Genomic DNA, 26035 nt, shown 5'->3' with positions numbered 1-26035 from the left:
GGCGTTACTTCTTTGCCGGCACAGGATCGGGGCCGGTCTTGTGGTCGTTCTGCTGTTCTCGCCAGGCAACCAGGCGCTCGTGCAAATCACGTTTCAGGTCGGCGTAAGCCGGGTTGCCGGCCAGGTTGTTGACTTCGTATGGGTCGAGAAGGGTGTCGAACAACTCTTCGCGCGGGCGCCAATGATACCGCTGGAGCACTGCAGCCGCGCGCCGATCGCCCTCGGCGGCGCGCAGCCAGGAATCCCAGTACTCCCGCCCGCCGTCGTGGTCTTTGGCCTTGTCCATGTGCGTCGTGTATTTGTTCTCCGGCGAGAGGTTGAAGATGTATTTGTAGCGCGCCGTGCGCACGCAGCGCATGGGGGAGAAATTCATGCCCATGTCCTGCGAATGCGTGGCGAAGATCACCTCGCGGTGCGCGTTGGTCCGGCCCTCGAGCACCGGGAGGAAACTTCTCCCATCCAAAACGGCATGCGCCTGGCCGCCCGCGATCTCGATGAGGGTCGGCAGCACGTCCGCCAGCGAGACCATCGCGTCGGTGCGGGCGCCGGGTTGGATCTTGCCCGGCCAGCGGGCGATGAACGGCACGCGAATCCCCTGGTCGTAGAGGCCCCATTTGGCGAAGGGCCACTGGGCGCCCTGATCGGAGCAGTACAGGAAGATGGTGTTGGACGCGAAACCATGTTGCGCGAGGCCGGCGAACAACCGGCCGAGGTTCGCATCCATTTTCGTAATGTCGGTGTAATAACGCGCGCGGGACTTCCGCAGGTCCGGCGTGTCAATGTGGTTGGGCGGCGCGCTGATGCCCGCCGGCTCATAGCTCGCTTTCTCCGGCCAAATGACATGCGGACTATGGTCGCAGACCACGAGGCAGAAGGGCTGCCCGTCCGAGGCCTTCCCCAGCCATTCCTCCACGGCAGTCATGTTCAAGTCCATACGAAGGCCGGGGTTCTTCTCAAAGCCCGGTTCCGGCACTTCGGAGTTCTGGATGCGCTCGAAAGGAAAGACGGCTTTGGGCCCGAAATGGGTCTTGCCGGCTTGCGCCGTCCGATAGCCAAGGTCCTTCAAGTAATGCGGCAGGGATCGGGTTTCTGGCCGGCATTGAGATTGACCTGCCAGGTTATTGGCGTGCGCGCCGTTGCGGAAAGGCATCAGGCCGGTGTAGAGGACCGCCCGCGAGGGCATGCAAGTGGGCGACCCGGCGAAGGCGCGGCGGAATAGCATGCCTTCACGCGCCAGCCGGTCAATGTTCGGGGTGCGAACCTCCCCGGAGCCGCAGGCGCCGCAATCGGCCGCCGTATGATCGTCGGCCACGAATAAGACAATGTTCGGTTTGGCCGCAGCCGGCAAGCCGAGCACCAGCAGGGTGGCCAAGGGCAGCAGCGCCAGGGTATGCCGGACCGCCCCCCTCCAGTTTAAACCCCGCCGGACGCTCATTGTATGGTCAGGTCGGAGAAAGCGGCGTGCGTGTCCACGACCCGCAAACCGACGCTGCCCCCGCGGTGTTCAGAATCGGTTCTGCGCATCACCTCTTTGCCGTCCAGGGAGAGGACGATCTCCGGACCCCGGGCAGTCACGCTCAGCAAGTGGTCGCGGCCGGACTGGACATCTGCGTCGGCCAGGCCGAGTTCGCGCCAGCTCTCGCCATCGGTGCTGCCGAGCACGACTTTCCGGGCGTTCGGTATGATCCCGGCGAAGTAGCCCTCCTGGGAATCGTAACCAACTGCGGGCAGGGAGCAGCGAAACAGCAGGCCGGCGTCGCGTCCCCCGTCAAGGACTTTCAGCCGCACCGAGCAGGCCAGGTCGCGCCAGTAACGGTTGGCAAGCACCAGCTTTTCGCCGGCGCGGAAATCATTCACCGGCTCGGCTGGAACGATGCCCAGATGCAACTGTCCCTCCTTGAGCTGACAGAACTGGTGGTGGCCAAAGTAGTTGAAGCAGGCCAGGTCGGCTTCGCAGCCCAGAGCCGAGCGCCAGGGCGCGGTTGCCGCCACAGTCCTTTCGCCGGCTGGCAGCGGAAGCTGGCTTGAAGTCGGCAGAGGCGAGCCGAAGTCCGGCAGTCCCCCGGTTGTCCAGCGGAACGGCTGGGCGTGGATGGCCCGCCGCCAGCCGTCGCGCCGGTCCATCTTGGCGTGGTAGAGCATCCAGTCTTCGGTGCCGTCCGGTGACTTCACGAAACTGAGGTGGCCCACACCGAAGGTGGTGTCGTTGGGCTGGAAGACCGGTTGGGGATGCTTGGTCCAATCGGATGGCGCAAGCGGATTGCCGCCCGGGCGCAAGGCGAGCAACCCGAGCTTGTAACTGGGCTGCCAGGAGGCGCTGCACGAATAAATGACGAACGTCCGGCCGTTGCGCTGCAACACCTGCGGCGCCTCGTGCAGGCCGCGGCCGGCGGCGGTTTCACCCACCCGTTCCCACAGGTAGTCATCATTGGCGCAGAGCCGCACACGTTTGCCGGCGACGGCCAGCGGATCACTCATCGGAGCGATGTATAGCCATTGCTGGTCCCGGGCATCCTCCCAGCCGGACCAGAGAAAGCAGCGCTTGCCGTCCTGCTCGAGGATGGTGCCGTCAATCGCCCAACGATTGTCCGCTCCGGTCTCGGGATGGTCCCCGGTGTAAAGCGGTCCGTGGAGAGTGTATTTTCCGAACAGGTCAGGACTTTCGGACCGCAAGGCCCACATGCGATGATTGCGGTTTTGGCCGTCGGACGCGGCGAAGTAAACGTGCCAGCGGGCATCCAGGAAATGGATCTCGGGCGCCCACACCTCGCGCGAGCACGGTCCCTCGTCGGGAGCCTGCCAGATGACATGCTTCGCGCCCAGCGCGGTCAGGCGGTCGGAGCAGTAGAGCGCAATGCCGCGGTTGGCCTCGGACAAGCAGGTGACGTAGTTGGTGCCATGCTGGATCATCCAGGGATCTGCGCCCTCGGCAATCGGATTGGCAAACACCCGCCCTTGGGCTCGCGCCTGAGCGGGCGCGACACGCGCGCCGGGAAGCGAACGCCACCAGGCCAGCAGCGGCCGGCTCAGGTTCCGGACGACTGCGGGACGCGCCGCAGCCAGGTTGCGGGTTTCTCCCGGGTCCTCCGCCAGATCGTAGAGCTGCGGGTCAGTGCCATCCCGTGCGAGGAGCAGCTTCCAGTTTCCCTGGCGCGCGGCCAGGTCGGGCAAAATCGCGCCATTGCCTCCGCGCCGATCCGGCGGGCGGTTCCAGAACAAGGGTTTGGACCGCGGGCCGGAGGACTTGCCAAGCAGGACGCGGCTCAGGTCCTCGCCATCGAACGCGATCCCCGCCGGCAGCGCAAGCCCCGCGAGGCGCGCCACCGAAGGGAACACATCCACGGCGGATACCACGGTGGCCGCATTAACCGTTCCGCGAGCGGATTCCTCCACCAGCCCCGGGGACCACACGATGAAAGGTTCCCGGATGCCGCCTTCATACAAAGTTCCTTTGTGCCCGCGGAACGACCCTGCCGAGCCGGCGCCGGGCTCCGGGCCGTTGTCGCTGGCCACCAGGACCACGGTATTGGTGCGCAGCGCCGGTTGCTGGCGGACGTAATCGAACAACGGCGCCAACTGCCGGTCCATCGCTTTGACCACCCCGAGATACAGCTCCCGCTTGCTGCCATCTCCCCGAAGCGCCTTGGGGGGATAAAACGGCGAATGGACATCGTCGGGCCACACATTGACGTAGAAGGGTTTGCCAGCCTGCTCAGCCTGCCGGATGAACTCCAGCGCCCGGGCGACAAATGCGCCGGTGATCTGCGACCGGTCCATCCACTGAATGGGACCCCGCCCGAGCTGGTCACTGCCCAGGGCGTGGCGGCGCGGCGGCTGGCCGTCGAAGGCATCGCCCAACGGCAGGATGCGCTCGCCCAGGCCCTCAAACTGAGTTAGCGACTGGTCGAAGCCATATTCGGTGATAAGGGGAGCCTCGCCGACATCCCGCTGGCCGCCCATGTGCCACTTGCCGAAGTGCCCGGTGGCATAGCCGGCTTGCTGGAGCGTGCGAGCCAGGGTGGGAGCTTTCGGGTCGAGCCACTGGGCCATGCCGCGGCGGTCGTTTTCCGCCCGGGAGGCGAGGAAGGAGGTGATTCGCCAGCGCGCGGGATACTGGCCCGTCGTAAAGGCCGTGCGGGAGGGAGAGCAAATGGGCGCGTTGACGTAAAACTGGGTGAACCGGATGCCTTCCCGGGCCAGGCGATCGAGGTGCGGCGTCTCGACTTGTGTTTGGCCGTAGCAGGACAGATCCGCATAGCCCATGTCATCAATGAGCACGAAGATGAAATTGGGCCGCGGAGCCTGCGCAATGGCAGCGCATGCGGCATCTGCGAGGCCCAGGCAGGCCACCCAGCAGAACAGGGCCGAGAGCCTGAAGATTGGGTTCACAGGCATCCGCCCGGGTGTGGGTGGCTTGCTGGCATGCGATTGTGACGAACCAGGGCGCTTCAGACCCGTGCGGGCAGGGCGTTAATACTGCACCTTCGTGTACTGAGGCAGCATGAATTTCAAGTTGTCCGTCGCACCGGGCAGATACGCATCAAACATGACTCGCAACTGGATCTGCAGCTTGGGGGTCTTCAACGAGCTGACGCTCCCATCGCAGAAGCTGAGGATCCCCTGCCCCTGGTGCCGGGTCTTATCCAACCATCCGCGGCGGATGAGCACGGCGCGGCTGAAAGAATGGCGCGAACCGCTGGCAGGATTGTCGGGCAGCGCGAGAGTCTTGTTGGCCGGGTGATCGCTGGAAAGATAGTTGTCGCCCAGCAGAATGGCCTGCGGACGCGTGGGCAACGCATCAATGCAAAACATGTAACTGAGGTTGGTGCGGAAGTCCCAGACGACGCTGAGTGGGTTCCAATCCGTCAGGGGGCTGCGCTGCCTGTCAGCCGGACAGGTCAGCACCCTGGGATTCTTCAAATACGGCTGCAAGGCAAACCAATTGGTCCGGAGGGGGTCGGGCCCGATCTTCCCCGGCCCGGCGCTCCAGGGATACTTGCCGTCGTTGTTGTCGTCACCCCACATGGTGAAGGACAAGGCAACCTGCCGCTGGTTGCTGATGCAATTGGCGGTCTGGGCCTTGGCCTTCGCGCGCGCCAGGGCGGGCAGCAACAGCGCGGCCAGGATGGCGATGATGGCGATGACCACCAGCAATTCGATCAGGGTGAAGGCCGCGCGCCGTCCCTTTCTCTGGAACCGGTGTCTTGTCGAGGAATGACTCATGGTTTCTAAGCGAGCGGGGGGACGCCGGCGACTCCACACCGGCGCCCCCGCTCCGTTCCGCTCTATGGTTTCTTGAGCGTGAAGAACAGCGTTGGCCCGCCAGTCACCACGTTGGTCGTGAAGCTGAACGAACCGCCCGCGCCATACACGCCGCTGGCGACCGGCGTCCAGTTCGCCAGGGGAACCGTCACATCCGGCGACGAGATGACGATGTAGCCGGCGCCCTCGACGCCACCGGTGCCGCTGAGCGTGAAGTTGCCGCCGTTGATCTGCACCGTCCCGATGGGCGGCGGAGGCGCGCCTCCCGCCACCGAAATGCTGCCGTCAATCTGGAGCTGGGTGGTATCCCACGTCAGGCCGCCCGGCAGGCCCGAGAGGTCAGGCAGGCTGACCGCGGTGAACGGGGCCGCGCTGCCCTTGCTGAACAACTGGTAAACGTCGCCCGCCTCCGGCGCCGGGGCGCCGGCGCCCAGGACGACCCGCAGGGCGCCGCCGAAGGTCAGCGCGCCGCCGACCACCAGCCGGTCGCTGTTGGGCGAGAGGCCGCGGTTGAGTTCCATGCGAGTCACCCCGGCGAGCGTGACGTTGCCGTTGACCGTCAGGGTGCCGACACCGCCGTAACCCGGAGCGTTGGTGCCGCCGAGCATGACGAGGTTGCCGGCCAGGACGCCTGTGCCGCCGAGGGTGCCGTTGGTAATGGTGGTCTCGCCCGTGTAGGTGTTGACCCCGTTCAAGAGCAACGTGCCGGTATCGGTTGGCCCGTCCTCGTTGAAGGCAACGGACGCGGCCCCGCTGATACTGCCGTTGATGATCAAGTGGGCGTCATCGGCCTGGAAGCGGCAGTTGCCGCTCATGAGGATGTTCCCCTGGATGACGTTGGTGTGGTTACGCTCGCCGCCGCATTGGATCAAGGCGTTGGTCATGGTGATATTCCGCATCAGCGGGTTGGTGATGTTCAGGTCAAAGAGATTGAGGTTGGCGCCCGGATAAATCGCCAGCGCGGCGGCGGAGTTGCCCGGCGTGAGGGATTCGGCAAAGGTCAGCCCGCCCTCCTTGATCAGCACGTCGCCCAGATTGAGATCCCAATAGCCCGTCGTGCTGCGCTGGCAAGCAATGCTCACGCTGCCGGAGCCGACTTTGCTCAGCTTGTAACCGTTTCCCTTCAGGCCGGGTCCAGGCCCGGTCCCATTCAGGCCGCCGTTGACGCGGATGTCCCACCGCCCGGCGTTAGGGCAGCCGAAGGTGGTGTCGCCCGCCAGGGCCACATCCAGGAAGTTCTCCTCGACACCGCCGTCGGTTGTGGAATCAATAATGGCGCCCACCCCGCCGGTGCCGTCACCCGAGACGATGACCGGCTGCTTGGGCTGGTGATCAACCACATCCAGCGTGCCGCCGTTGGTGATCACGATGAGCGCCGTGGCGGCGCCCAGGGACCGGGTATCACCGAGCTTGAGGATGCCTTCCTGAATCATGGTCGCGCCATGATAGGTGGGGCTGTTGGAAAGGACCGTGAGGGTGCCGACGCCACGCTTGACAAAGGTGCCGGTCGCGCCGCTTTCGTCGCGCAGCACGGACTTGAAGTCCGCGGCGGTGGCATTGGAGACGACATAGGACCCCGCGTTCAGCTCCAGGGTGGGAATCGCATCGCTCTCGCCATTGACACGGACGAGCGCGTTATCTCCGTATTTCCTCAGCACCGGTGTGCTAATGGCCCCGCCCGTCCACACGTAAGCCAGAGAGTCGTTGTTGACCGTCAGCAAGCCGGGCGTGAATGCCCCGGCGAGGTTTACGATCCCGGTGGCCGCGCCATCGAGGAACCAGGTGGGCAGGTTATCGGCGTAAAGGCCATTAGCGGCCGTCCCGTAATCCAACCAGTTCACCGTGCCATAGTCCCAACTGCTGCCGTTCAGGCCCTTCCAAACGAGCCCGGGTGCCAGCGTAATGTTCAGGTCTATAGAGGAATTCGCCACGTTGTCCACCAGTGTGGCGGTGACACCGGGCGGCAAGGTTCCCAGGGTGAAGGAGCTGAAGCCGCCGCTGATCGCGCCGCTGTAGTCCACCAGGGTGAACTGGCCAGGCGTCACGCCGACGCCGCCACTGACATTGACCTGCACACTGCCCGCGCCGCCACTGGCGCTCAGCGTGGTCACCTTGGCCAATGGAGCCGTGGGATTGCCCAACGCGCCCAGATCGAAGCTCAAGATCCCGGAGCCCAGGGCCAGGCTTGCCGCGGCAAGGGACGCATTCTGGGCGGCCTGCAGCACGCCCAGCTCGGTCCCGTCGGCCACCTGGATGCTGGCGGTGTTGCTTTGCACGTTGGGGAGCACCAGCTTGCCGCCACCAGGGAGAACCAGGGTGTCGCCGGCGTAGGTATTCGCGCCGGACAGCGTCACCGCGCCCGAGCCGCTCTTGGACAAGCCGCCTGCCCCCACCAGCTTCTGAGATATGGCCACCGGATCGTATAGCGCATCAATCGTCAGCCCGCCGGACTGGATTTCAGCCACGTTCAATCCGCTCATGAAGTTGGCGTTCGCGCCGGCGGCCGGACGCAGAATCGCGTTGTTGAACCGCATGGTGGTCGTTCCCCCCGAGTTGTCCTTGCGGATTTGCCACGGCTCGAGAGTTCCGCCGTCCACTACATAAGTGCCCACCCCCGCGCCTTCGTCGTTGAAGACAATATAGCAGTCGGTAACCAATCCGCCTGTCTGCAAGACCTCGGCTGTGCAACCAGCGGCGTAGGGGATGCCCATCCTCCCGGCAGCCATGTCCACGGTTCCGTTGTTCACGATCAGGCGGCTGGGCGCAGCCGTGGCCCCGTCGCCGACGCGCAGGTTCCCCGCAGACAGCCTGAGCACCAGGCTTGCCCCATTGGTAACCACCACCTCGACCGGGGCAGTGGCGATGTTTCCCGAACCAATGCGAAAGCCGCCGTCACTGCTAAATGTCCCGCCATCCACCACGAACTTGCCTTCCGTGAGGTTAATGGCCGGGGTGGCGGGGCCAATGTCCAATTGCCCGGTGATCCGCAGTGTGCCGCCGCCGTAAAAGGTGTGATCCCCGCCGATGTTTAAGGTGGAGAAGCCGCTCAGGTTGAGCTCGGTTCCGTTCGCAAGCTGCCAGGTCTTCGCAAAGGGGAGCGGCCACGCCAGAGCCAACCCGATCGTGTTGTTCCCGACCAGGTTGTTGATGTCGGACTCGACCTCGAGCTGGTTGCCGCTTAACGAAAAGCCGCCGTTCGAGAACGTCAGACTGGGCGTGGTGAGCGTGAGGTCGTTGAAGTTCGCCTGCCGGGCGGAGAGGCCGAACAGCAACGGCTCGCCGCTGACGGGGGCGGTGCCGCCCCAGTTGCCGCCGGTGGACCAGTTGTCATCCGTGCCCGCGCCGGTCCAAACCCGCTCGGGCGGCGCCGGCGGCGCATAGTTCGAGACTAGTGAGAAGTTGTCGTAGTAGGTGGGGCCACCGGTGTTCCCGGCCTGGTCCCAAATGATGACCCGGCCCGGCCCGTCCAGCCGCCAACCGTTCGTGAGAGCAGCGTCGGTAGCAGTGTCGTAAATCCAGTTCGTGCCGTTGTCGATGGAAACCCGCACCCGCGAGTGGTAGTTGGTGCCGGCCTCCGCCCCGGCATCATTGACCCGAATCAGGAAGGGCACCAGCGTCTTCCAGGTTCCGGCGGCAAGGTCGGTCACCGCCACCTTAATGTCGCCGACGCCCGACGAGGCGTTGTCAATCAGCTTTGAGAGGCTGTAATAGTTCTCGCCGCTGACACGGTTGATCTGTATGCCGAAATCGAAGGAGTCAACGTTGCCTTCCACGGTGCCAAGTCCGAAAGAGAGTTTCGCGGTGCCCGTTGAGTTGTTTTGCATGGAGATCTTGATGTCATACTCCGCGCGATTGGTGGGCGAGGCACCAGCCAAGCCCAGGGCGGAGGCAAAATTGAATGGGGTCGTGCCGTTGGCCGAGAGGGTGAAACGCCCAATCTTGCCCGAGCCGGTGTCCGCAAGAATGCGGATCAACTTGGTGCTGGGGATATTGTACTGGGACGCGGGTTTGTCGGTAGCTGTCTGGATGTATCGGAGGTCGGCGGCCGCCGGCCCAGTCATGCGGGTCGTGGGCGGGTCAATGCCAAAGTTCACGCCGTTATTCAGCGCGAAGCCCGTGGTGGAGGAGCTGACGTCGTAAGTGTCGCTGATGATGATGTTGGTTTGACCAAAGGCTGTGCCACCGACAAACATTGCCAGCAGCAACGCGGCCAGGGAGAACAGGATTCGATTTTTCATATTACATTCTGGATGGTTGAGGTTTCGAGTTTGCAGATTGCACGGCAAAGTAATAACGGCTCAGACGGCACTGCATTGTTTCAGTCTGCGGCAAGGTTACGACCGGAGGGGGGCCTTTGAGAATACCCGAAAATTAGGGTAGTGCGACAGCTCCTCGTCGCGCGGGTTTCCGGCTTCCGCTCCATGCCACGTGCAATGCCGCAACTCGGCCCCCAAACGGCCATAATTTGGACTGCGGTGGCAGAGCGCAGCGGCGACACCGCTTTCCGCGTGGGGGCCTTCTCCGCAAAGCGGCGTGGCGCTTCGCTTCCCGCCGCAGTCCAGGACGCTAATGCCGTCACTTCGCGCCCAAACGGCCATCAATATGGAGTGCGGTGGCAGAGCGCAGCGGCGACACCGCTTTCCGCGTGGGGGCCTTCTCCGCAAAGCGGCGTGGCGCTTCGCTTCCCGCCGCAGTCCAGGACTTGCGCGAGTCCGCCGCAGCCTCATTCCTTCCGCAGCCGGAAGAACGAGGTGTGGTCACTGGCCGCAGGGGCGGTCACTTCCAGCCACTGCATGGATCCGTGGGGCGTGGCGACTCTCAAAGGGCCGCCCGCGCCATTGGTCACGGGCAACCACGCGGCCAGGTCGGCGGAGTATTCGGGGTACACCGCGAGCCCCGGCTGCGCAGTCCAATACAACCGGGCTTTGCTGGCCCCAGGGGGCTGAAGCACAAGCTCGGACAAGCTCAACACGGGCTTGCGGCAGGTCAGGCTGCCACTGCTGCCTTCCGTGACGGTGACTTGCAGGTTGTCATAGTACACCGGCCCATCATGGGCGGCGACGTCGAAGATCAGGTACCGGTCGGTGGTCGAGCCGCTGAACCGGAAGTTGCCGGTGTTGACCGTCGCGCCGTTCACGAGGATTTCGTAGGACGAGTTGTAATCGGTGAGGTTGCCGTTGAAATCCACCACGCGCACCTGGATTGTGATGGGCACGCCGATGGGCAGGCCGGTGACGAGATCCGTGTTGATGTCGGTGCCGCCGCTTCTGGAGGCGCCATCCACGCGCTTGAACACACCCAGACCTCCCAGGCCGTCGGTGCCGATTTGGAGGCCCAGGTCCACGTCGCCGACCGGCAGGTTGCTTGCATCCGCAAGGCTGAGGGACATCCGCTGCGCGATCGAGCCCACCACGCTAATGTCCATCTGCACCGACAGCTCATACGTGCGGCCGGCCAGGAAGCCGCCGAAGTTGAAGGCGCTGGCGCCGTCCGCACTGAACTCAAACCGCCCATTGCCGTTGCGGGCCGCGATCGCCAGGCGGTTGCCCGCGATGCTGAAGTCGGAGTCCTGCCGCGGTGATGTCCCGCCCGTTCCGCCCAGCCGGTATCCCATCAGGCTCCCGGCCGCTGCGCCGGTCAACCGGCCGGCAAGCTGGTAATTGACGCCGACGCCTGTTCCGAAACCCGTGCCAGGCGAGTTGCCGCCGGGGACGTCATAGGTGTCGGCGAGCACCGGGCCAGTGAAATTCGTCGTGGCACAGGGATAGGCTTCGCCCAAATTGCCCAGGACGATCTGGTCGTACCAGGCCATCAGTTGGGCTTCCAAATTTGTGACGACCTGGGCATAGGCCGGCTGATTCACCACGTTGGAGGCTTCCTCGTGGTCCTGCGGGAGGAGATAAAGCTCGCGCTGCGAGCCATCCGGATCGCGCATGAATTTGTATTGGCCGCTGCGAATGGCAAGCTTGGGGGCCGCGGTCGAGATCGCCGAGACAGTGCCGTACTCATAGAGCAGCGGGCGAACCCGGGAACGGGTGGAGCCGCGGAACACGTCGCTCATGTCCTCCCCGGCGAAGGGCGCGTTGGGCAGGGTGATGCCGGCGAAGGCGCAGTAAGTCGGCAGCAGGTCGAGGGTGGAGACCGCGGTGGTGGAGTTGACGACGCCCGCGGGCACCGTGCCCGGCCAGCGGATGAGGAACGCTACGCGGATGCCCCCTTCGTAGAGGTTGCCTTTGCCGCCGCGCAAGCCGCCGTTGCGGTTGAGAAGGTCCTCCAGGCCGTCGTTCGGGGCGCCGTTGTCGCCGACCACAACCATGAGCGTGTTGTTGCTGATGCCCAGGCCATCCACCGCGCTCATCAGCCGGCCGATTTGCTTGTCCAGGTTGTGCAGCTCGCCCAGGAACGTCTTGCCTTCGGTGTTGGAGGTGATGTGGTCGAAGTCATCCTCCTGCCCGGGGGGCACGTTGTAGGGCGAATGGGTGTCGTTGTAGGGCACGTGCATGTAAAAGGGCTTGCCCGCGTTGACGGCATTGGTGATGAAAGCCAGGGCGGCGTCGGTGTGTTTGGCTGCGGCTTCATACCAATAGAGATACTGGAAGCTGCCCACCGTGGCGTCCTCGTTTTGCGCGGAAAGGCCGTACTTGCTGCCATCGTTGTTCCAGTAGAGCAGGCGGTTGCCGTTGCCCTCGAAGGCCACGAGGGATTCATCGAACCCGTAGGCGCTGGGCGGCGGGGCGTTGTTGACATCGCGCCCGTTGCCCATGTGCCACTTGCCGAACTGGCCGGTCACGTAGCCGGCCTGCTTGAACAGGCGGGGCGCGGTGACGGTGTCCGGCTGTACCCAGTCGGCCATGTTCCGGGCGGCGTTTTCCGTCTTGCTATTCAGGAAGCTGTAGATGGCGTATCGGGCGGGTTCGATGCCGGTCAGCACGGCGGTGCGCGAAGGGGAGCAGATGGGATAGGCCACGTAGCCCTGGGTGAACCGGATGCCCTGCGAGGCCAGGCGGTCCAGGTTGGGGGTGATCGGTTGGCCCTGCTTGGTGGTCACCGGGCTGCCGTAGCATGAGAAGTCGCCCCAGCCGCTATCGTCAACGAAGATGAAAAGGATGTTGGGAGGCTGGGCGGCGGTGGCGGATCCAACGAGCACACTCAGAACGAGGAGTAGAGAAGAGATGAATTTAGGCACGTTAAGCTGGTCGCGAGGTTAAGCCTAAAGGGCATCCCTTGGGAATACCCGAAAATTAGGGTAGGCAGGCGTAGTTTGGTCTGCCGACGCCGGATACGGCCCCGATCTTTGGCCCACTGCCAGCAAGAAGAAAGACCTCCGCGGCCTGATCCCTCAGCCTGGCAGGGCCCTTTCGCCGGGAGCGCCACCGTTTGGCCGCCTGGGCGAGGCGGCCACACCCATGGCTGAGGCCTTGTTTCGCGGCTTTCCGGGCCGCACCCGTAGCGATTCGGCGTCGCCCACTCCCCTTCCTGCCTCCAAAACCCCCGCCGGACGGGCGACCGTGCCGTTGCGGTGGCCGAACGCTGGCGTTGGCTGGACGATGGCTTGTCAATGCGGTCAGGCTACGGTGTGGTTCCCATGGGGGTCGGCCCCCATGGGAACCACACCGTAGCACCGCCATGGTGTCACCGTATCCCCAAGCCAAAGGTGCCGGGGTCAACGGGAACTGGAGAAGGCAGGCAGGCAGCATCACTGTCCAAAAACTGGACAGTGCGCGGGTCAGGGGTTCATATGCTCATCTGGTACAGGTTGGGGAGCCATGATGGCCTCATGTTTCCTGTGCCTCGACGATCCGGGTTATGCGGGAGAAGACCACCGTTGGCACTTCCTGGAATTCCGTGAAGAACCAAAAAAAAAGCACCGCCCGAAGACGGTGCGTGAAAGAGAACGGCTGCTATCCCAGTCGTTACCGGCGACGCCAGATCAGACCGACGGCACCCGCCAGAAGCCCCAGCGCCAGTGAAGAAGGTTCCGGAACAATCGTCACCGAGAAGTTGTCGTAGGTGACCGTTGGAGCGGTGATACCGCTTCCGGCGCCAGCCTGATCCCAACTCAAATACCTGCCCGCGCCATCCAATCGCCAGCCGTTGGGCAAATCCTCATCCTTGGCGGTGTCATAAAACCAACTGTTGCCCCCATCAAGCGAAAGTTGGAGTTGTGAGTGATAGTTGGCTCCACTTTCGGCACCTGCGTCTGTAACTCGCATGAGGAAGTTCAGTTCGCTGCCGTAAGTTCCGGCCTCAGTCGCGATGATGGACTCATTAATGTCACCCGCAGCATCAGGAGTTTGGGCACCCACACGTGATCCCGAGTCAATACGCTTCCCGATTTGGTAAAAATCATCCGCGCCGTCAGCGCGATAGAGCTGAATGCCGAAATCCCAGACGTTGGCGTTGCTTTCCACCGTGGCGAGCGCGAAGGAGAAGCGCGTGGTATTCTGGTAGGTGTTGGCCATGCTCATGGTGATTTCATAGATCACTGGAGCGGCTGGCGTGGCCGATGCCGTCCCGAGCACCGAAGCCAGGTTGAAAGCCGTTGTTCCATCCGCGGAAAGAGTGAACCGGCCCGAGTTGGGGCTCCGCTTAACCGCAATCTTGCCCCCTGTGATGCTGAAGGCCGCGGCACTTTTGTCGGTCGCGGTCTGGATGTAGCTGAGGCCGGTTGCCGCGCTGCCTGTCATCCGAGTCGCGATCTGCTTGTTGACACCGCTGTTCGCTCCAAAACCGGTGGCGGAATCCGTCACGTCGTAATTATCGGAGATGAGGAGGATGTCCTCGGCCTGGGCGGTCGCGCAGGCCAGGAGGAGGACGGCAATAGCTTGTATCAGGTTCTTCATAGTTGTACTACGCGTTGTATTATGGGCGCATTCGGTCGCCCTGTCACATTATCTTGCGAAGTTTAGCCACAAAGCCCGCTGCTTGGGAATACCCTCAAATTAGGGTATCACGGGGGCGACCCGCGGGCGTAATCACTCGGCGACGCCGTCCAGCGCCCGGATGGGGAACAGGGCGGACTTGACGTGCTGCTGTCGCATGAGGGCGCTGAGCCGTTTAACGACTTCCGGGTGTTGCCGCGCCACGTTGTTGGTTTCGCCGGGGTCCCGGGCAAGGTCGTAGAGTTCCAGCGGGGCGGGCTGCGTGTCGCGCGCGCGGGGCCGGGGGTTCAGGTTGGTGCGGATGGCTTTCCAGTCACCAATGCGCGCGCATTGCTGGCCGCCGTAGCCGGGGGCTTCGCGATACAGGAACGGACGCGCCTCCTGCCTCTTTCCCAGCAAGGTCGGCGCGAAGCTGATGCCGTCAATGCCGCCGGGCGTGCTGGACTTTTCGCCGATCAGTTCGAGCAGCGTTGGCAGCCAGTCCTCGAAGCCGGTCACGCGGGCGCTCACAGAGCCGGGCGTGATTCTCCCTTTCCAGCGCACCAGGCACGGCACGCGAAAGCCGCCTTCGTAGTAAGAACCTTTGCGGCCCCGCAAGCCCGCGTGGCTGTTGAAGAACTCGGCGTCGGTGCCTCCCAGTTGGTCGTAGAGCGGGCCGTTGTCGCTGGTGAAGACACAGATGGTGTTCTCCTCCAGGCCAAGGTCCTTGACGAGGTCGAGGATGCGGCCGACCTCCCGGTCCATGCGCGCAATCATGGCCGCGTAGGCCGCCCGCGGCGCGCGGTGCGGCAGGTAGCCGCGGTCCCCGGGGTAAGGGGTCTCGGGGAACTTGCCCGCGAATGGGCGGAGCGAGTCCTCGGGCACCTGCAAGGCGAGATGGGGGACGGTCGTGGGGAAGTAGAGGAAGAACGGGCGGTCTCGGTTGTCACGAACAAACTTGAGGGCCTGGGCGCCGATGAGGTCGGGCGCGTACTGGGTGCCGGAGAACTTCGCGTAGCTCTCGGGCGCGTTGGGGTCCGCCCCCGCGGGCAGCTTCTGGCGGGCGCTGAAGGCGGGATTGCCCAGGGCGACCCGCGTGTCGTTGGACCAAAGGTGCGTCGGGTAGTAGTTGTGGGCGACGGCCTGGCAGTTGTAGCCGAAGAACACGTCGAAGCCCTGCCGGGCCGGCTCGCCGGTGGTGCCGACCGCTCCCAGGCCCCACTTGCCGAAGCCGCCCAGGGTATAGCCCAGGCTCTTGAGCGTGAGCGGGAGCTTGAGCTCGCCCGCCGGGACGGGCTCCTGGCCTTCGCCTTCCGGGCCGAGGCCGCCGCGGTTGTCGCGGATGTAAGCGTGGCCCGGGTGTTTGCCGGTCATGAGCACGCAGCGGGAGGGCGCGCAGACGTTGTGGCCGGAGTAATGCGCGGTGAACTTCATGCCCTCGCGGGCGAGGCGGTCAATGTTGGGCGTCTGGAACCGCTGCTGGCCGTAGCAGCTCAAGTCGCCGTAGCCGAGATCGTCGGCGATGAAGAAGACAATGTTGGGCCGCTGACCGGCGAAGGCGGAGCCCGCCAGGAGCGCTGCCAGCAAGACCGCGCCAATGGATTTCATTCGCGGCTGCATGACCCCGGCCTGCTCACGGCGATGCATCTCAGTTTCTGGCAGGAGCGCGGACATTCCTGTCCGCCTGGCCGCCGGTTGACCCCGGAGCGGACAAGAATGTCCGCGCTCCATTGGCACCGTCGCAACAGACTGGGATCCGCATGTCTCCGTCAAGGTGTCGGTCAAGGGGTTCGCAGCCGATAGAAGGCCGGGTTGCACTCCGATCCCGGCGTGTCGGTGTAGGTGACCAGGCCAGACTCCGAACAGATGACCGGATTGTTCACCGCCAGGTCTTCAAAGTGAGAGGTGTCCCCACACGAGCGTTGGACGAAATAGCTATAACCGGGAATGCCCCAGAATGACAGCGTTACCTGCCCCCCACCGTAATGTTGAATGTGCACGGAACCATAAAAAGGCTCGACGGTGATGTTGAGCTTCTTCGTGACCAGGCCCCCGCGGTTGTCCTTCACCTTGTAATCGAGCCAGTCGGCATTGTCGTTGATTGGGTAGTAGAGGTAGTAAGCGGTGGTCTCCGTCACCGCCACCCCCTGGTTGCTGGTCAGGCTCACCAACCCATCATAGCTGAGCGTGTCGCCGTCGTCCGCGTCGCTCGCCTTATCTATCAAATCGGCGCTCAAACTGGCTTTGTTAATCTTCATCGAAACCCCTTTGGCGCGGGTGAGATCGTAGTCGTCCGCCGTCGGCGCGCGATTGACCGCGATGGTGCCGTTCACGGCCAGGTTGCCCGTGTACCAGTTCAGCGCAGGCGTTTGAGTCGGGAGCGTCGGCAGGTTGATGGTGCCGAAGCTGCCGGTGAATTCCGCGGCATCGAACAGGTCGAACACTTCCCCGCCACTGAGTGCATCGCTCCCGGCAAGCTCCGTTACCGTCAACGTGCCGCCGTAGTTGAACCCTCCCGATGTCAGGCTGACCTTGTCGGCGGTGCAGACCGAATCAGACTTGTGGATCTGCATGACGACGGTGCCACTCAAGCTCGGCGCGGCATTCAGCGTCAGCGTGCCGATGGAATTGGCGGCCGCGCCGGGATCGAGCGTGCCGCCGGAATTTACCGTAACGGCACCACTGATGGCGCCGCTGCCGCCCAAGGTGGCCCCGGTCTGAACTGCTACGGCCCCGCTGCCGGTCCCGCTGCCGCTCGTGTTGTTCACCCGCACCGTGCCGGCGCTGACGGTAGTGCTGCCGGAGTAGGTGTTGGCGCCGCCCAAAGTGAGCGTGGAACTGCCGGTCTTGGTGATCCCGCCCGCGCCGCTGATCGCGCCGCCGATCGTCAGGTCGCCGCTCGCCGTGTTGACAGTGCGCGTGGCAGCGATGGCCATGGGCGTGTTGAGCGTCTGCGCGTTGGCCGAGTTCTGGAGGATATCCCCGTGTAACGTGAGCGTCTTCCCTGCCGTCGCGCCGATGGTAAACGAGCCGGCGCCGCTGGCGAACTTCAGCCCCTGGATGCTGTAGTCGCCCTCCATGTTGGGAGTCAGTCGCGTCGAACCGGCGAAGGTCAACTGCTCGCCGACAGTCGTACTGGGAACCAAGTCGCTCGACCAATTGGCGGCGGTGGACCAGTCATTGCCGCCTCCGCCTCCGTTCCAGGTTGAGGTATAGACCTTGACCGAGAAGTTTTCGAAAGTTGCCGAATTGACATCTTGGGCAACATCCCAAACAAGATAACGGGTTGCGCCATCGAACCGCCAGCCGTTGGGAAGGTTTTCATCTGTGTCAGTGTCGTAAATCCAAGTGCTGCCCGCGTTCCGTGAAACCTGCACCCGCGAGTGATAATTGGCGCCACTTTCCGACCCCGCATCGGTCACGCGGATCAAGAAAGAAATCAGGCTCCCCATGGCCACAGTGGTGGTCTCGATGGGTGCTTTTATGTCAGTCACGCCTGATGAGCCGAAATCAATCAGTTTTCCAACCGTGTTGTTGGCATCACCAGTGGCGGCTCTATAAATCTGAACGCCAAAATCGAAAGTATCATTCCCAATAGTATTGGGATCAGGGGCGGGTGCGGTAGTTGAGATGCCGAACGACATTCTCGCCATTGCACCATCATTGTTCTCCATGCCGATCGCAACGTCGTAAACGAGCGGGTTGCCGGGGGTCGCGCCGCCGCTGCCAATGGCCGAAGCAAAGTCGAACGCAGTAGGCGACGACCCTCCTGTAGAGAGAGTGAACTGTCCGAAATGATTGTCGGTCCCGACACGTGCCCTGGTGCCGCCGCTGTTCATCGAGTAAACCGAGTCGGGTTTCAAACCTGTATTGATATAACGCAGGTTCCGGTTATCCACGGTGATGAGGGTTCCCGTCAACCGCGTGCCGCTGGTATTAGTGATCCCGGAATTGATACCTTTCTGGAGCGCAAAGCCGATGGTGTTCGGAACTGCATTGTAATTATCGTAGATAATCGTCTCCACGCCGGAGGCATAGTTGGCCGCGAGGACAGCCAGGAGCAAGCCGACCAGCAGATTTGGCTTAAGCAAGGTTCTCATAGGGGCAATGTGCTTGGTACTGGTTGCGACCTAGCCTAGGTCCGATCTCTGCGGCTGAGAATACCCTAAAATTAGGGCAGAGTCGGCAAGTGGGCGTCAGGCGGGGGCGCGCGCCCGCGCTTCACCATTTTCGCGGCAGCACGTCTGCCAGGCGCAGGGCCGCCAATGCCAGCCGGCGCCGCGCAATTCCTTGCGCCGCCTCCAGGTAATCTGGCGCTATGGCCGGGATGGCGGCGGCCGGGGTTTTGCCGGATTCCACGGCGTCGGCATGAGCGAACTGGACGCGGTTCGCCGCGTAGGCGAAGTCCACGGCGATCCGATGGCTTTCCCGCACCCAGGAGGCGAGGGTGCGGTGCCGTCGGCGCTCCGGGAGCGCTGCCGGCTGGAGGTCCGGGTCGCGGGCCAATTCGTCCGCCAGAGCGATGACCCTGCCATAGGATTGATCCACGCCGGGCAGTTGATCCCAGAAGGCATGCAGGCTCACAACATTGCCAGCGCCGTTGCGCACGAGGAACCCGCCGCCGGCGGAGAGGTCGCGGATCCTCTCCTTCGTCACCAGGTTGGCGCAGTGCAGCGGCTGGTGCAGGTCGGCGAGCAGATGGAGTGTCCAGGCCAGGCTCACCGCGCGGTCGTGCGGGCTGGCCTTCCGGTTCTTGAGGGTGGCAATGCAATCGGCCAGGGCGATCCGGGCGGTGGGTTCGACGGCGGGATACTGTTTCAGCAAGGCGCGGGTTGAATCGGCCCTGCGCGCAAACGGCATCTCGACCCCGTGCGGGTAAACGTTGTACTTCGTGACGGACTCCGGCTTGGGCGGGTGCCCCGGTCCCGCCGGGCGGACGCGATCCGGCCAGACGGCGGCGGTGAGGAAGGCCCATTTATTCGTGTCCGCCCCGGCGGGCACGTCCGCCGTGAGGATGCGGGCGTAGTGCGGATGCTGCCGCAACAGGTCCGAGGCCGCGCGCCGCTCCGCCTCGTCCATCTGGCGCCAGACCAACTCGGCCACCGCCCGGTGTCCCAGGCCGTTCCAGGCGTTGGCAGTTGAATGGATTAGGGCAAGTGCTCCGCCAGCCGCCAGGAGCAGCATGAGCATGCTTCGACGGAGAAACACTGGTTACGGAACGGTCCGGATGCGATAGAAGCGCGCTTTGCTGGCCGGCGCAACATCGGAGAAGCTTTGCAGGGAGGCTTCGCCGTAAGGGGCCGGATCCATTTCATCGTAGAGGAAGCGGAGGATATCTATGAAGGGGCCGGTGAGCCCGCCGCCGGCATCACCATCCGAGTATTGCACCCGGTAGCGCGTGCCGCCGACCGAAGTCCACACCAGATCAATATCGCCGGTGTAGATGTTCTCTACGGACAGAATGCGCAGCGCGGAGGCGGCGTTGGTGGGGTTGGTGTTGGCCCGGTACTCCGCCAGGTTGCTCGAGCCGTCTCCGTCTTCGTCCGCGTCCGGGTCGGCAACCCCGTAGAGAGTTTCCCAGGCATCGGGCAGGCCGTTGGCATTTGCGTCGGGCGGCGCGGAGAGGCTCAAGTTCACCGATGCGATCGGGCTGTCGTCCATGCCGTCGCTGGCCACGAAGCTGATCCGGTCCGGTCCGCGATACCCCCGCACGGGCAGGTAAGTGAGGGTGCCGGTGCCGGGATTGAAATCCATGATCGAGCCGTTCAGCGGCTCGCTGGTGATTTGGAAAGTCAGCGGATCGCCGTTGGGATCCGTGGCCGGGAGCGTCAACACGGCCGGGGCGTCGCCGGGGATCATCAGGAATGGATTGCCGGCGACGGGCGGGGCGTTGGGGGCGAACTTGGCCAGGGTGGTGAATTGCCACTCCGCGCTGGTCACGGTATTTCCGGTTGCGTCCGCTACCTTCACGTACCAATCATAGGACTTCTTAGCCTGCACCCCCGTCCACGGGAAACTACTAAGGGTGTTGGGGGCGACGCCGGTGTTGGTGCCCACCGCGATGTAGGGTGTCCCGGCAGAACCGGGGCCGCTGGGCAAAGGCATCTGGTAAGCGAACGACATCTGGCTGTTGGCGTCGGTCTTGTATTGATTGAGCCAGGGGGAATAGGTCTTGATCGTGACGGTGCTGTTGCTCGGCGAGAAATACATCAGCCGCATATACCCGTTGCCGCCGTTCATCCAGCCTTGGTAATCCGAGATGAGTGTCCTGACGGTTCTTCCCAGATACGTATCCGACCGCGAGCCTTCACCCCCATTTGCGGCGACATGGCCGCCCAGCATCATGAAGAAGTTCGTCTTGGCCTTCAGCCCATTGTAAAGGGCGGACCCCTGCGCGCTGAAGCTGCTGGGGGTCCGGTCGCTGCCCGCGTGATGGGTCACAACGATAGCCCGATGGTTTGGGTGGCTCGCCAGGACACCATTGGCCCAGTCCAGGACACCCGAACCATAGCGGCCATATTCAAAGAAGAGCACAATGAAGTCCAAGCCACTGGCACTGAACACGCCGTAATGGCTGTCGTTGTTGTCGCCATAGTGGCCGCCGTAATAGGAGCGGCCGGCAAAGTGCGACACGCCGAAATACTGGTTGAAATGGGTGGTCGTGCCGTCCTCGTCGCCCATCGGCTCCTGGTCATGATTGCCCACCGCCATGCCGTAGGGGATGCCGTCCGCCAGGCCGGTGGTGGTCGGATTCTCCAGCCGATACATCGCGTTGGTGGCATTGCGCCATTCGGTGGTATTGGGATTGCCGTCTTTCCTATCGCCATTTTGCACGATGTCGCCGAGTCCTGCCACGTAAACGATGTTGTGGGAAACCCGATGGCTGACGATCCAGTCGGTCTGGGCGAACCACATCTCTTTCTTGGCATCGCCGTTGCCAGCCGCCTCGCGCGCGTAGTTCTGCGTGTCGGGCAGCACGGCGATGCAAAAGTCCGAACCCGGGTACGGCTTGGGCGCCTCGCGCGCGTAAAAGGTCACCGTCAGGTCGCCCGGCACCGAGTTGGAGGCCGCCGCGGTCAGCGTGACTACTGGGCCGAGACCCAGAGCGTTATCCGGCGGCGACACCAGCGCGGTGGTGGCGGTGCCCTGACGGACCACAGAGAAATTGTCGTAAAACACGTTTCCGTCGTTAGGGGCCTGGTCCCAGACGAACACCCGCCCCGGCCCGTCCAGCCGCCAGCCATTGGGCAGCGCGCTGTCGGTGTCGGTGTCGTAGACCCACGTGCTGCCGTTGTTGAGCGACACCTGAACGCGTGAGTTGTAATTCATTCCGCTTTCGGACCCGGCGTCCGTTACCCTAATCATGATGTTGTTCAACTGGCCCGTGGTGTTGTTGGCCGTCGTCGCCATTATCGCGTTGACGTCGCCGGTACCGTCGGCAGTGGCGGTGCCATTGAACGATCCTCGGTCAATCCGCTTGTAGATCGTGTAGAAACTGTCCGCGGCATCCGCATGCACCAATTGCACCCCGAAATCCAGCTTGTTGACATCGCCCTCCTCCGTTGCCAGCCCGAAGGACAGGCGCTCGATTCCGTCGGCGTCGTTTCGCATGGCGATCTTGATGTCATATACCACGGGATTGGCCGGCGTGGCATCCACTGTCCCAAGCGCCGTCGCGAAGTCGAAAGGAGTCGTGTCATCCGCCGCCAAGGCGAACCGGCCGACACCGCCGCCAGGCTTGACCAGCAGGCGGTTGTTGCTGATGCCATACTTGTCGGGGCCTCGCCCATCCGTGATGGTGTCTATGTATCGGAGGTTGGCCGCCGCCGTGCCGGTCAGCCGGGTCGTGGGCGGATTGATGCCGAAGTTGACGCCGGTGTCGAGCGCCCAGCCTGTGGTGGTGGTGGTGACGGTGTAGTTATCGCTGATGATTGTTGTAGCGCCGGATGCCGAGCCGAGGGCGAACAAAGTCAGCAGCGAGCTGGCCAGCAGGGCTGGCGTGAAGCAGGTTCTCATTGTGGCAATGGTACGTTTCAGTCGGCTCCAAGCCTACGTCCTATCGCCGCCAGCTTACAATACCCTCAAATTAGGGCATGGGGCTACTTGGCGGCTTTGGCGATGGCCTGGGTGCGGGAATGCACGTGGAGCTTGCCGTAGATGGTTTTGAGATAACTGCGAACGGTGGCGGGAGTCAGGCCGAGGGCCTCGGCCACTTCCTTGTCGCTGTAACCCCGCGAGACGTAGCCGAGCACTTCGGCTTCGCGTTTGGAGAGCACCTCGTCCGGGCGGGTAGTCGTCCCCTGCTGCTGAAAGGACTGCACCACCTTGCGCGCGATATAAGCCGACATGGGCGCGCCGCCGCGGTGCACATCCTGGATCGCCTGCAGGATCTCGTCGGCGGACGCGCGCTTGAGCAGGTAGCCGTTGGCCCCCATTTGCAGCGCCTGAAAGATGCGGTCGCTGTCGTCATAGACTGTGAGCATCACAATCTGCACCTCCGGCAGCAGCGCGCGGAGCTGGCGGGTGCACTCCACGCCCGACATCTTCGGCAGGTTGATGTCCATCAGCACGACCTGCGGGCGGCGCTGCGGGAGATCGGCAATGGCCGCTTCGCCGGAAGGATAACTGCCGACGCACTCCAGGCCCTCGGTTTCGCGAAGCAGCGCTTCCAGGTTCGAGCGCCAGCGCGGGTCGTCCTCCACAATCGCAATTCGCAATGCCATACTTAGCTCGCCCTGAATGTCGCCAGCGGCAGGGTAAAGTCAAGCTGGGTGCCCCGGCCTGGCTGGCTCTCGACCCGGAGCGCCCCGCCCAGCCGCCCAATGCGTTCGCGGAGGTTAACCAGGCCGTTCTGGCCCGCACCGGCTGCTTGCTCAGGCAACCCCTTGCCGTTATCCGCGATGGTCAGGCGCAGTTGGCCGTTCGCGCAGGCCAGTTCCAGGCGCACTTCGGTGGCCGCCGCATGGCGCACAATGTTGTTGAACGACTCCTTGACCAAAAGAAAGAGCTGGTGCCGGGTTTCCGTGGCCATCGGCTGCTCTGGGAGATTCGCCGGCAGATCCAACCGCGTCCGCACCTGGGTGGGCCGGAAGAAGTCCCGCGTGAATTGGGCAACATAGTTGGCGAAGTTATCCAGCGAATCGTTGCGCGGGTTGAGCGCCCAGACGATCGCGTCCATGGCGGAAACGCTCTCGCGTGCGGTTTGGGAGATGTGGTCGAGATCGCGCGTGAGCACCGCGGGATCGGCTTTATGGCGTGCCCCCATATCAGCCAGCAGGCCGATGCTGGTCAGGTTGGCGCCCAGCTCGTCATGAAGATCCTGCGCGATGCGCGCCCGCTCCTGATCCACCGCATGCTGCTGCCGCAGCCGTTCGAGCCGGTGCGCCAACCGGCGCACGGTAGCACGCCGCCAGAGCCAGACGCCACCGCCGGCAAGGGCGGCGACGACCGCGGCGAAGAACCAATGACTCTGCCAGAAATAGGGATGAACGGATAAGGCGACCGTGGCGGGCCGTGAATTCCATCCGCCTTCCGGGGTCGAGGCCTGGACACGAAACACATGATCGCCGGCCGGCAGACTGCCGTAGGTGGCCGATCGCGCAGTCCCCGCCTCCACCCAGTCCGCGTCCACCCCGGTCAACTGGTAGCGAAAGCGAATGCGTTCCGGCGCGGTCAAGCAAGGCGCGGTGAACTGGAACTCCAGGCGCCCGCGGCCGGGCCGCAGACGTTGCAGGGCTTCGCCTCTGACAGGTTTGCCGCCCAGCAGCACTTGCTCCAGCAGCACCTGGGGCGACTTGCCCTCGCCCAAATCGTTGGGATTGAAGTGAATCGCGCCGTTGGCGGTAGCGAACCAAAGTTCTCCCTCGGCGGTGCGCCAGCAACGGGGGTCATGCCAGTCACCAAACGACGTCTCGGGCAATCCATCGCCGCGGCCGTAAGTCATTGCCAGCACCGCCTCCTGGCGCCCATCCATAACGGTGTTCAACTGATCCAAGGGGATGCGGAAGAGCCGGTAGGGGGTGCAGCCCCAGAGGAACCCCTGGCCATCGGGCAGGAGCTGTTGGATGCAATTATCCGGCAATCCCTGGTCCACCGAGATGCGGGCGGTGTGGCCTTCTTTGAAACGCAACAGGCCGCCGGCATCGGTGCCGATCCAGAGCGCGCCATCCAGGGCCACAAGGCTGCGCACCATATCCCGGTGGCCGCTGGGCTGGCGCACCAACTCCCAATCCGGGCCCTGGAAACGAGCGATGCCGCCTCTCCAGTCTGCCGCCCAGATTTGGCCGGCCTCGTCCTCGATCACACACCGGACGAAGCGGCCGGGCAGCCCCTGCTCCGCCCTGTAGCCGGTGAGGTTGGCGCCGTTGAGGCAGTAAATGCCGGAACTGTCCGTTACCATCCACAAGCGCCCGCGCCGGTCCTCCAGCAAATCAACCGCCGGTTCCTGGAGCGCTCCGGCGTCCAGCGCGCGCTCGGGAGCCCGTCCCTCGGACCAGCGCCAGAGGCCGCGACGGGCGGTTGAAATCCAAACCCCGCCGTCGCGGCCCGGGCAGACAGCCAAGGCGTCAAGCCGGGGCCGTCCGGCCCGCTCGAGCTCATGCCACGCGCCTTCATGCCACCAGCCCAACGCGCCTTCGGTCGTCACAATCCACATCCGCCCGGCCCGGTCCTGGGCGAGGCTGCGCACAAATTCATTGCGCATGCCGCTGCGCAGGTCGCAGACGAAGAACTGCCGCTGCCGCACGCGAGCCAACCCTCCGCCGCGGGTGCCGACCCAGATATTGTCCTGCCTGTCCTCCAGCAGGCAGGCAATGCTGCTCGCCGTGGGCATGACATGACTGAACTCGCTCGCAGCGTAACAATACAGACCCTGCGACACCGTTCCGATCCAAAGCCGCCCGCGGCGGTCCTCGCGCATGCAGGTCACCCGTGACTGGCCGCGCCATGGGAAGTCGGTCACCTCGCCCCTCGAACCGTCCGCTCTCACAAACCGGAGCTTTGCTTCGCGCGCGACCCACAAGCCCCCGGCCCGCCGCGGAGCCACCACCATAGACGCGCTCCCCGGCACGGCAGCGTCGCGCCACTGTCCTGCCTGATAAAGCTGCAAACTCAGGGGGCTTGCCAGCCAGAGTTGCCCGGCATAGTCCCGCACCCAGCGCGACGCCCCGGAAGCGGGTCCGGCCAAGTGCGACGCTTTGTTGGGCGGCTCGGTGGAAACCTGCCCCAGACCGCCTTCATCATCCACCCACAGGATGGTATTGGTCCCGTCGCTGCAAAGACTTTCCGCCCGGTTCCGCAGGAATGCGCCGTTGGTGAGCAGTTCGGAGAACCCACTCGAATCCAGGCGAATGAGCCCGACCTCATCCGGCGCGAGCCAAAGCCGGCCCTGGCCATCAATTTCCAAAGGCCCGACGCGGGTGCCGTAACGCTGACCGGTCGGGGTGCGCAGGAATGTCTCAAAGCGCGCGCCATCGAATCGCACCAGTCCGTGGTGTGTGCCCAGCCACAAGTAGCCGTCCGGCGTCTCGGCGAGGTCCCGCACGTCATTGACCGGCAATCCCTCCCCTGTCCTCCAGAAGCTGATCACGAACTCGGCCCCCGCGTCCGCCGGGGCACGCACCGGCGGTGGCGGAGGCTCTTCCCGCCGGGCAGGGGCCGCTGCCGCACTCAGTAACGGCAGGCTCACCGCCCCAATTACCACGATCCACGTCAACGCTGGTCTGGTCAGGTTCACAACGACAAGCCGACGGAGATCCCGCCCGCTTCGCGCGGGCGGGGCCAACCGCAGCATAACGGCCCAAGCATACCAGAAGGTTCTCGACCGTCACCCCAAATTGTGCCAGGCCTTGCTGGAAGGTAGGACGCACCTTTTCAAGCTGGAGAGCGCCAGGAAACCGGGGATTTGGCGAACA

The 26035-nt window shown here is 63.9% G+C and carries 12 protein-coding genes; all 12 read right to left on the bottom strand.

Going from position 1 to position 26035, the window contains the following annotated elements:
- Positions 1–4 precede the first annotated feature (4 nt).
- Positions 5–1435: a sulfatase gene (locus P5205_13560; protein ID HSA11389.1), complete on the bottom strand. Its 1431-nt coding sequence runs from the start codon at positions 1433–1435 to the stop codon at positions 5–7.
- A complete protein-coding gene (locus P5205_13555; protein ID HSA11388.1) occupies positions 1432–4389 on the bottom strand; it encodes a sulfatase-like hydrolase/transferase in 2958 nt (985 codons plus the stop codon). Before P5205_13555 ends, P5205_13560 begins: the two co-directional genes overlap by 4 nt.
- Before the next feature lie 81 nt (positions 4390–4470).
- Positions 4471–5223, bottom strand: coding sequence for a prepilin-type N-terminal cleavage/methylation domain-containing protein (locus P5205_13550; GenBank protein HSA11387.1), 753 nt, complete (start codon positions 5221–5223; stop codon positions 4471–4473).
- Between the two features lie 62 nt (positions 5224–5285).
- Positions 5286–9500 (bottom strand): autotransporter-associated beta strand repeat-containing protein, encoded by a 4215-nt coding sequence (locus tag P5205_13545; GenBank protein ID HSA11386.1) that lies wholly within the window; start codon positions 9498–9500, stop codon positions 5286–5288.
- Between the two features lie 485 nt (positions 9501–9985).
- Complete coding sequence (locus P5205_13540) at positions 9986–12409, bottom strand: sulfatase-like hydrolase/transferase (protein ID HSA11385.1); 2424 nt, start codon at positions 12407–12409, stop codon at positions 9986–9988.
- 766 nt (positions 12410–13175) lie between these two features.
- On the bottom strand, positions 13176–14105 hold the full coding sequence (locus tag P5205_13535; GenBank protein HSA11384.1) for a PEP-CTERM sorting domain-containing protein: 930 nt from the start codon (positions 14103–14105) through the stop codon (positions 13176–13178).
- Between the two features lie 132 nt (positions 14106–14237).
- Complete coding sequence (locus tag P5205_13530; GenBank protein ID HSA11383.1) at positions 14238–15770, bottom strand: arylsulfatase; 1533 nt, start codon at positions 15768–15770, stop codon at positions 14238–14240.
- 134 nt (positions 15771–15904) lie between these two features.
- Complete coding sequence (locus P5205_13525; protein HSA11382.1) at positions 15905–18223, bottom strand: autotransporter-associated beta strand repeat-containing protein; 2319 nt, start codon at positions 18221–18223, stop codon at positions 15905–15907.
- 121 nt (positions 18224–18344) lie between these two features.
- Positions 18345–19331, bottom strand: a complete 987-nt coding sequence (locus P5205_13520) for a S1/P1 nuclease (protein HSA11381.1) — start codon at positions 19329–19331, stop codon at positions 18345–18347.
- A 3-nt stretch (positions 19332–19334) separates the two neighbouring features.
- Positions 19335–22139 (bottom strand): Ig-like domain-containing protein, encoded by a 2805-nt coding sequence (locus P5205_13515; GenBank protein HSA11380.1) that lies wholly within the window; start codon positions 22137–22139, stop codon positions 19335–19337.
- 83 nt (positions 22140–22222) lie between these two features.
- Positions 22223–22846 (bottom strand): response regulator transcription factor, encoded by a 624-nt coding sequence (locus P5205_13510; protein HSA11379.1) that lies wholly within the window; start codon positions 22844–22846, stop codon positions 22223–22225.
- Positions 22847–22848: 2 nt separating this feature from the next.
- On the bottom strand, positions 22849–25857 hold the full coding sequence (locus P5205_13505; protein HSA11378.1) for a two-component regulator propeller domain-containing protein: 3009 nt from the start codon (positions 25855–25857) through the stop codon (positions 22849–22851).
- Between the last annotated feature and the right edge of the window lie 178 nt (positions 25858–26035).

The sequence above is a fragment of the Candidatus Paceibacterota bacterium genome (genome assembly GCA_035452965.1).
In the GTDB taxonomy this organism is placed as follows: domain Bacteria; phylum Verrucomicrobiota; class Verrucomicrobiia; order Limisphaerales; family UBA8199; genus UBA8199.
The sequence above is the reverse complement of the archived record's forward strand: the minus strand, read 5'-3'. Positions and strand labels throughout refer to the sequence as shown.

Bases quoted from the DNA above. Each gene is read 5' to 3' on its own strand.
- P5205_13560 (HSA11389.1), bottom strand. From the start codon at position 1,435: ATGAGCGTCCGGCGGGGTTTAAACTGGAGGGGGGCGGTCCGGCATACC.
- P5205_13530 (HSA11383.1), bottom strand. From the start codon at position 15,770: ATGCATCGCCGTGAGCAGGCCGGGGTCATGCAGCCGCGAATGAAATCC.
- P5205_13510 (HSA11379.1), bottom strand. From the start codon at position 22,846: ATGGCATTGCGAATTGCGATTGTGGAGGACGACCCGCGCTGGCGCTCG.
- P5205_13550 (HSA11387.1), bottom strand. From the start codon at position 5,223: ATGAGTCATTCCTCGACAAGACACCGGTTCCAGAGAAAGGGACGGCGC.
- P5205_13515 (HSA11380.1), bottom strand. From the start codon at position 22,139: ATGAGAACCTGCTTCACGCCAGCCCTGCTGGCCAGCTCGCTGCTGACT.
- P5205_13535 (HSA11384.1), bottom strand. From the start codon at position 14,105: ATGAAGAACCTGATACAAGCTATTGCCGTCCTCCTCCTGGCCTGCGCG.
- P5205_13525 (HSA11382.1), bottom strand. From the start codon at position 18,223: ATGAGAACCTTGCTTAAGCCAAATCTGCTGGTCGGCTTGCTCCTGGCT.
- P5205_13545 (HSA11386.1), bottom strand. From the start codon at position 9,500: ATGAAAAATCGAATCCTGTTCTCCCTGGCCGCGTTGCTGCTGGCAATG.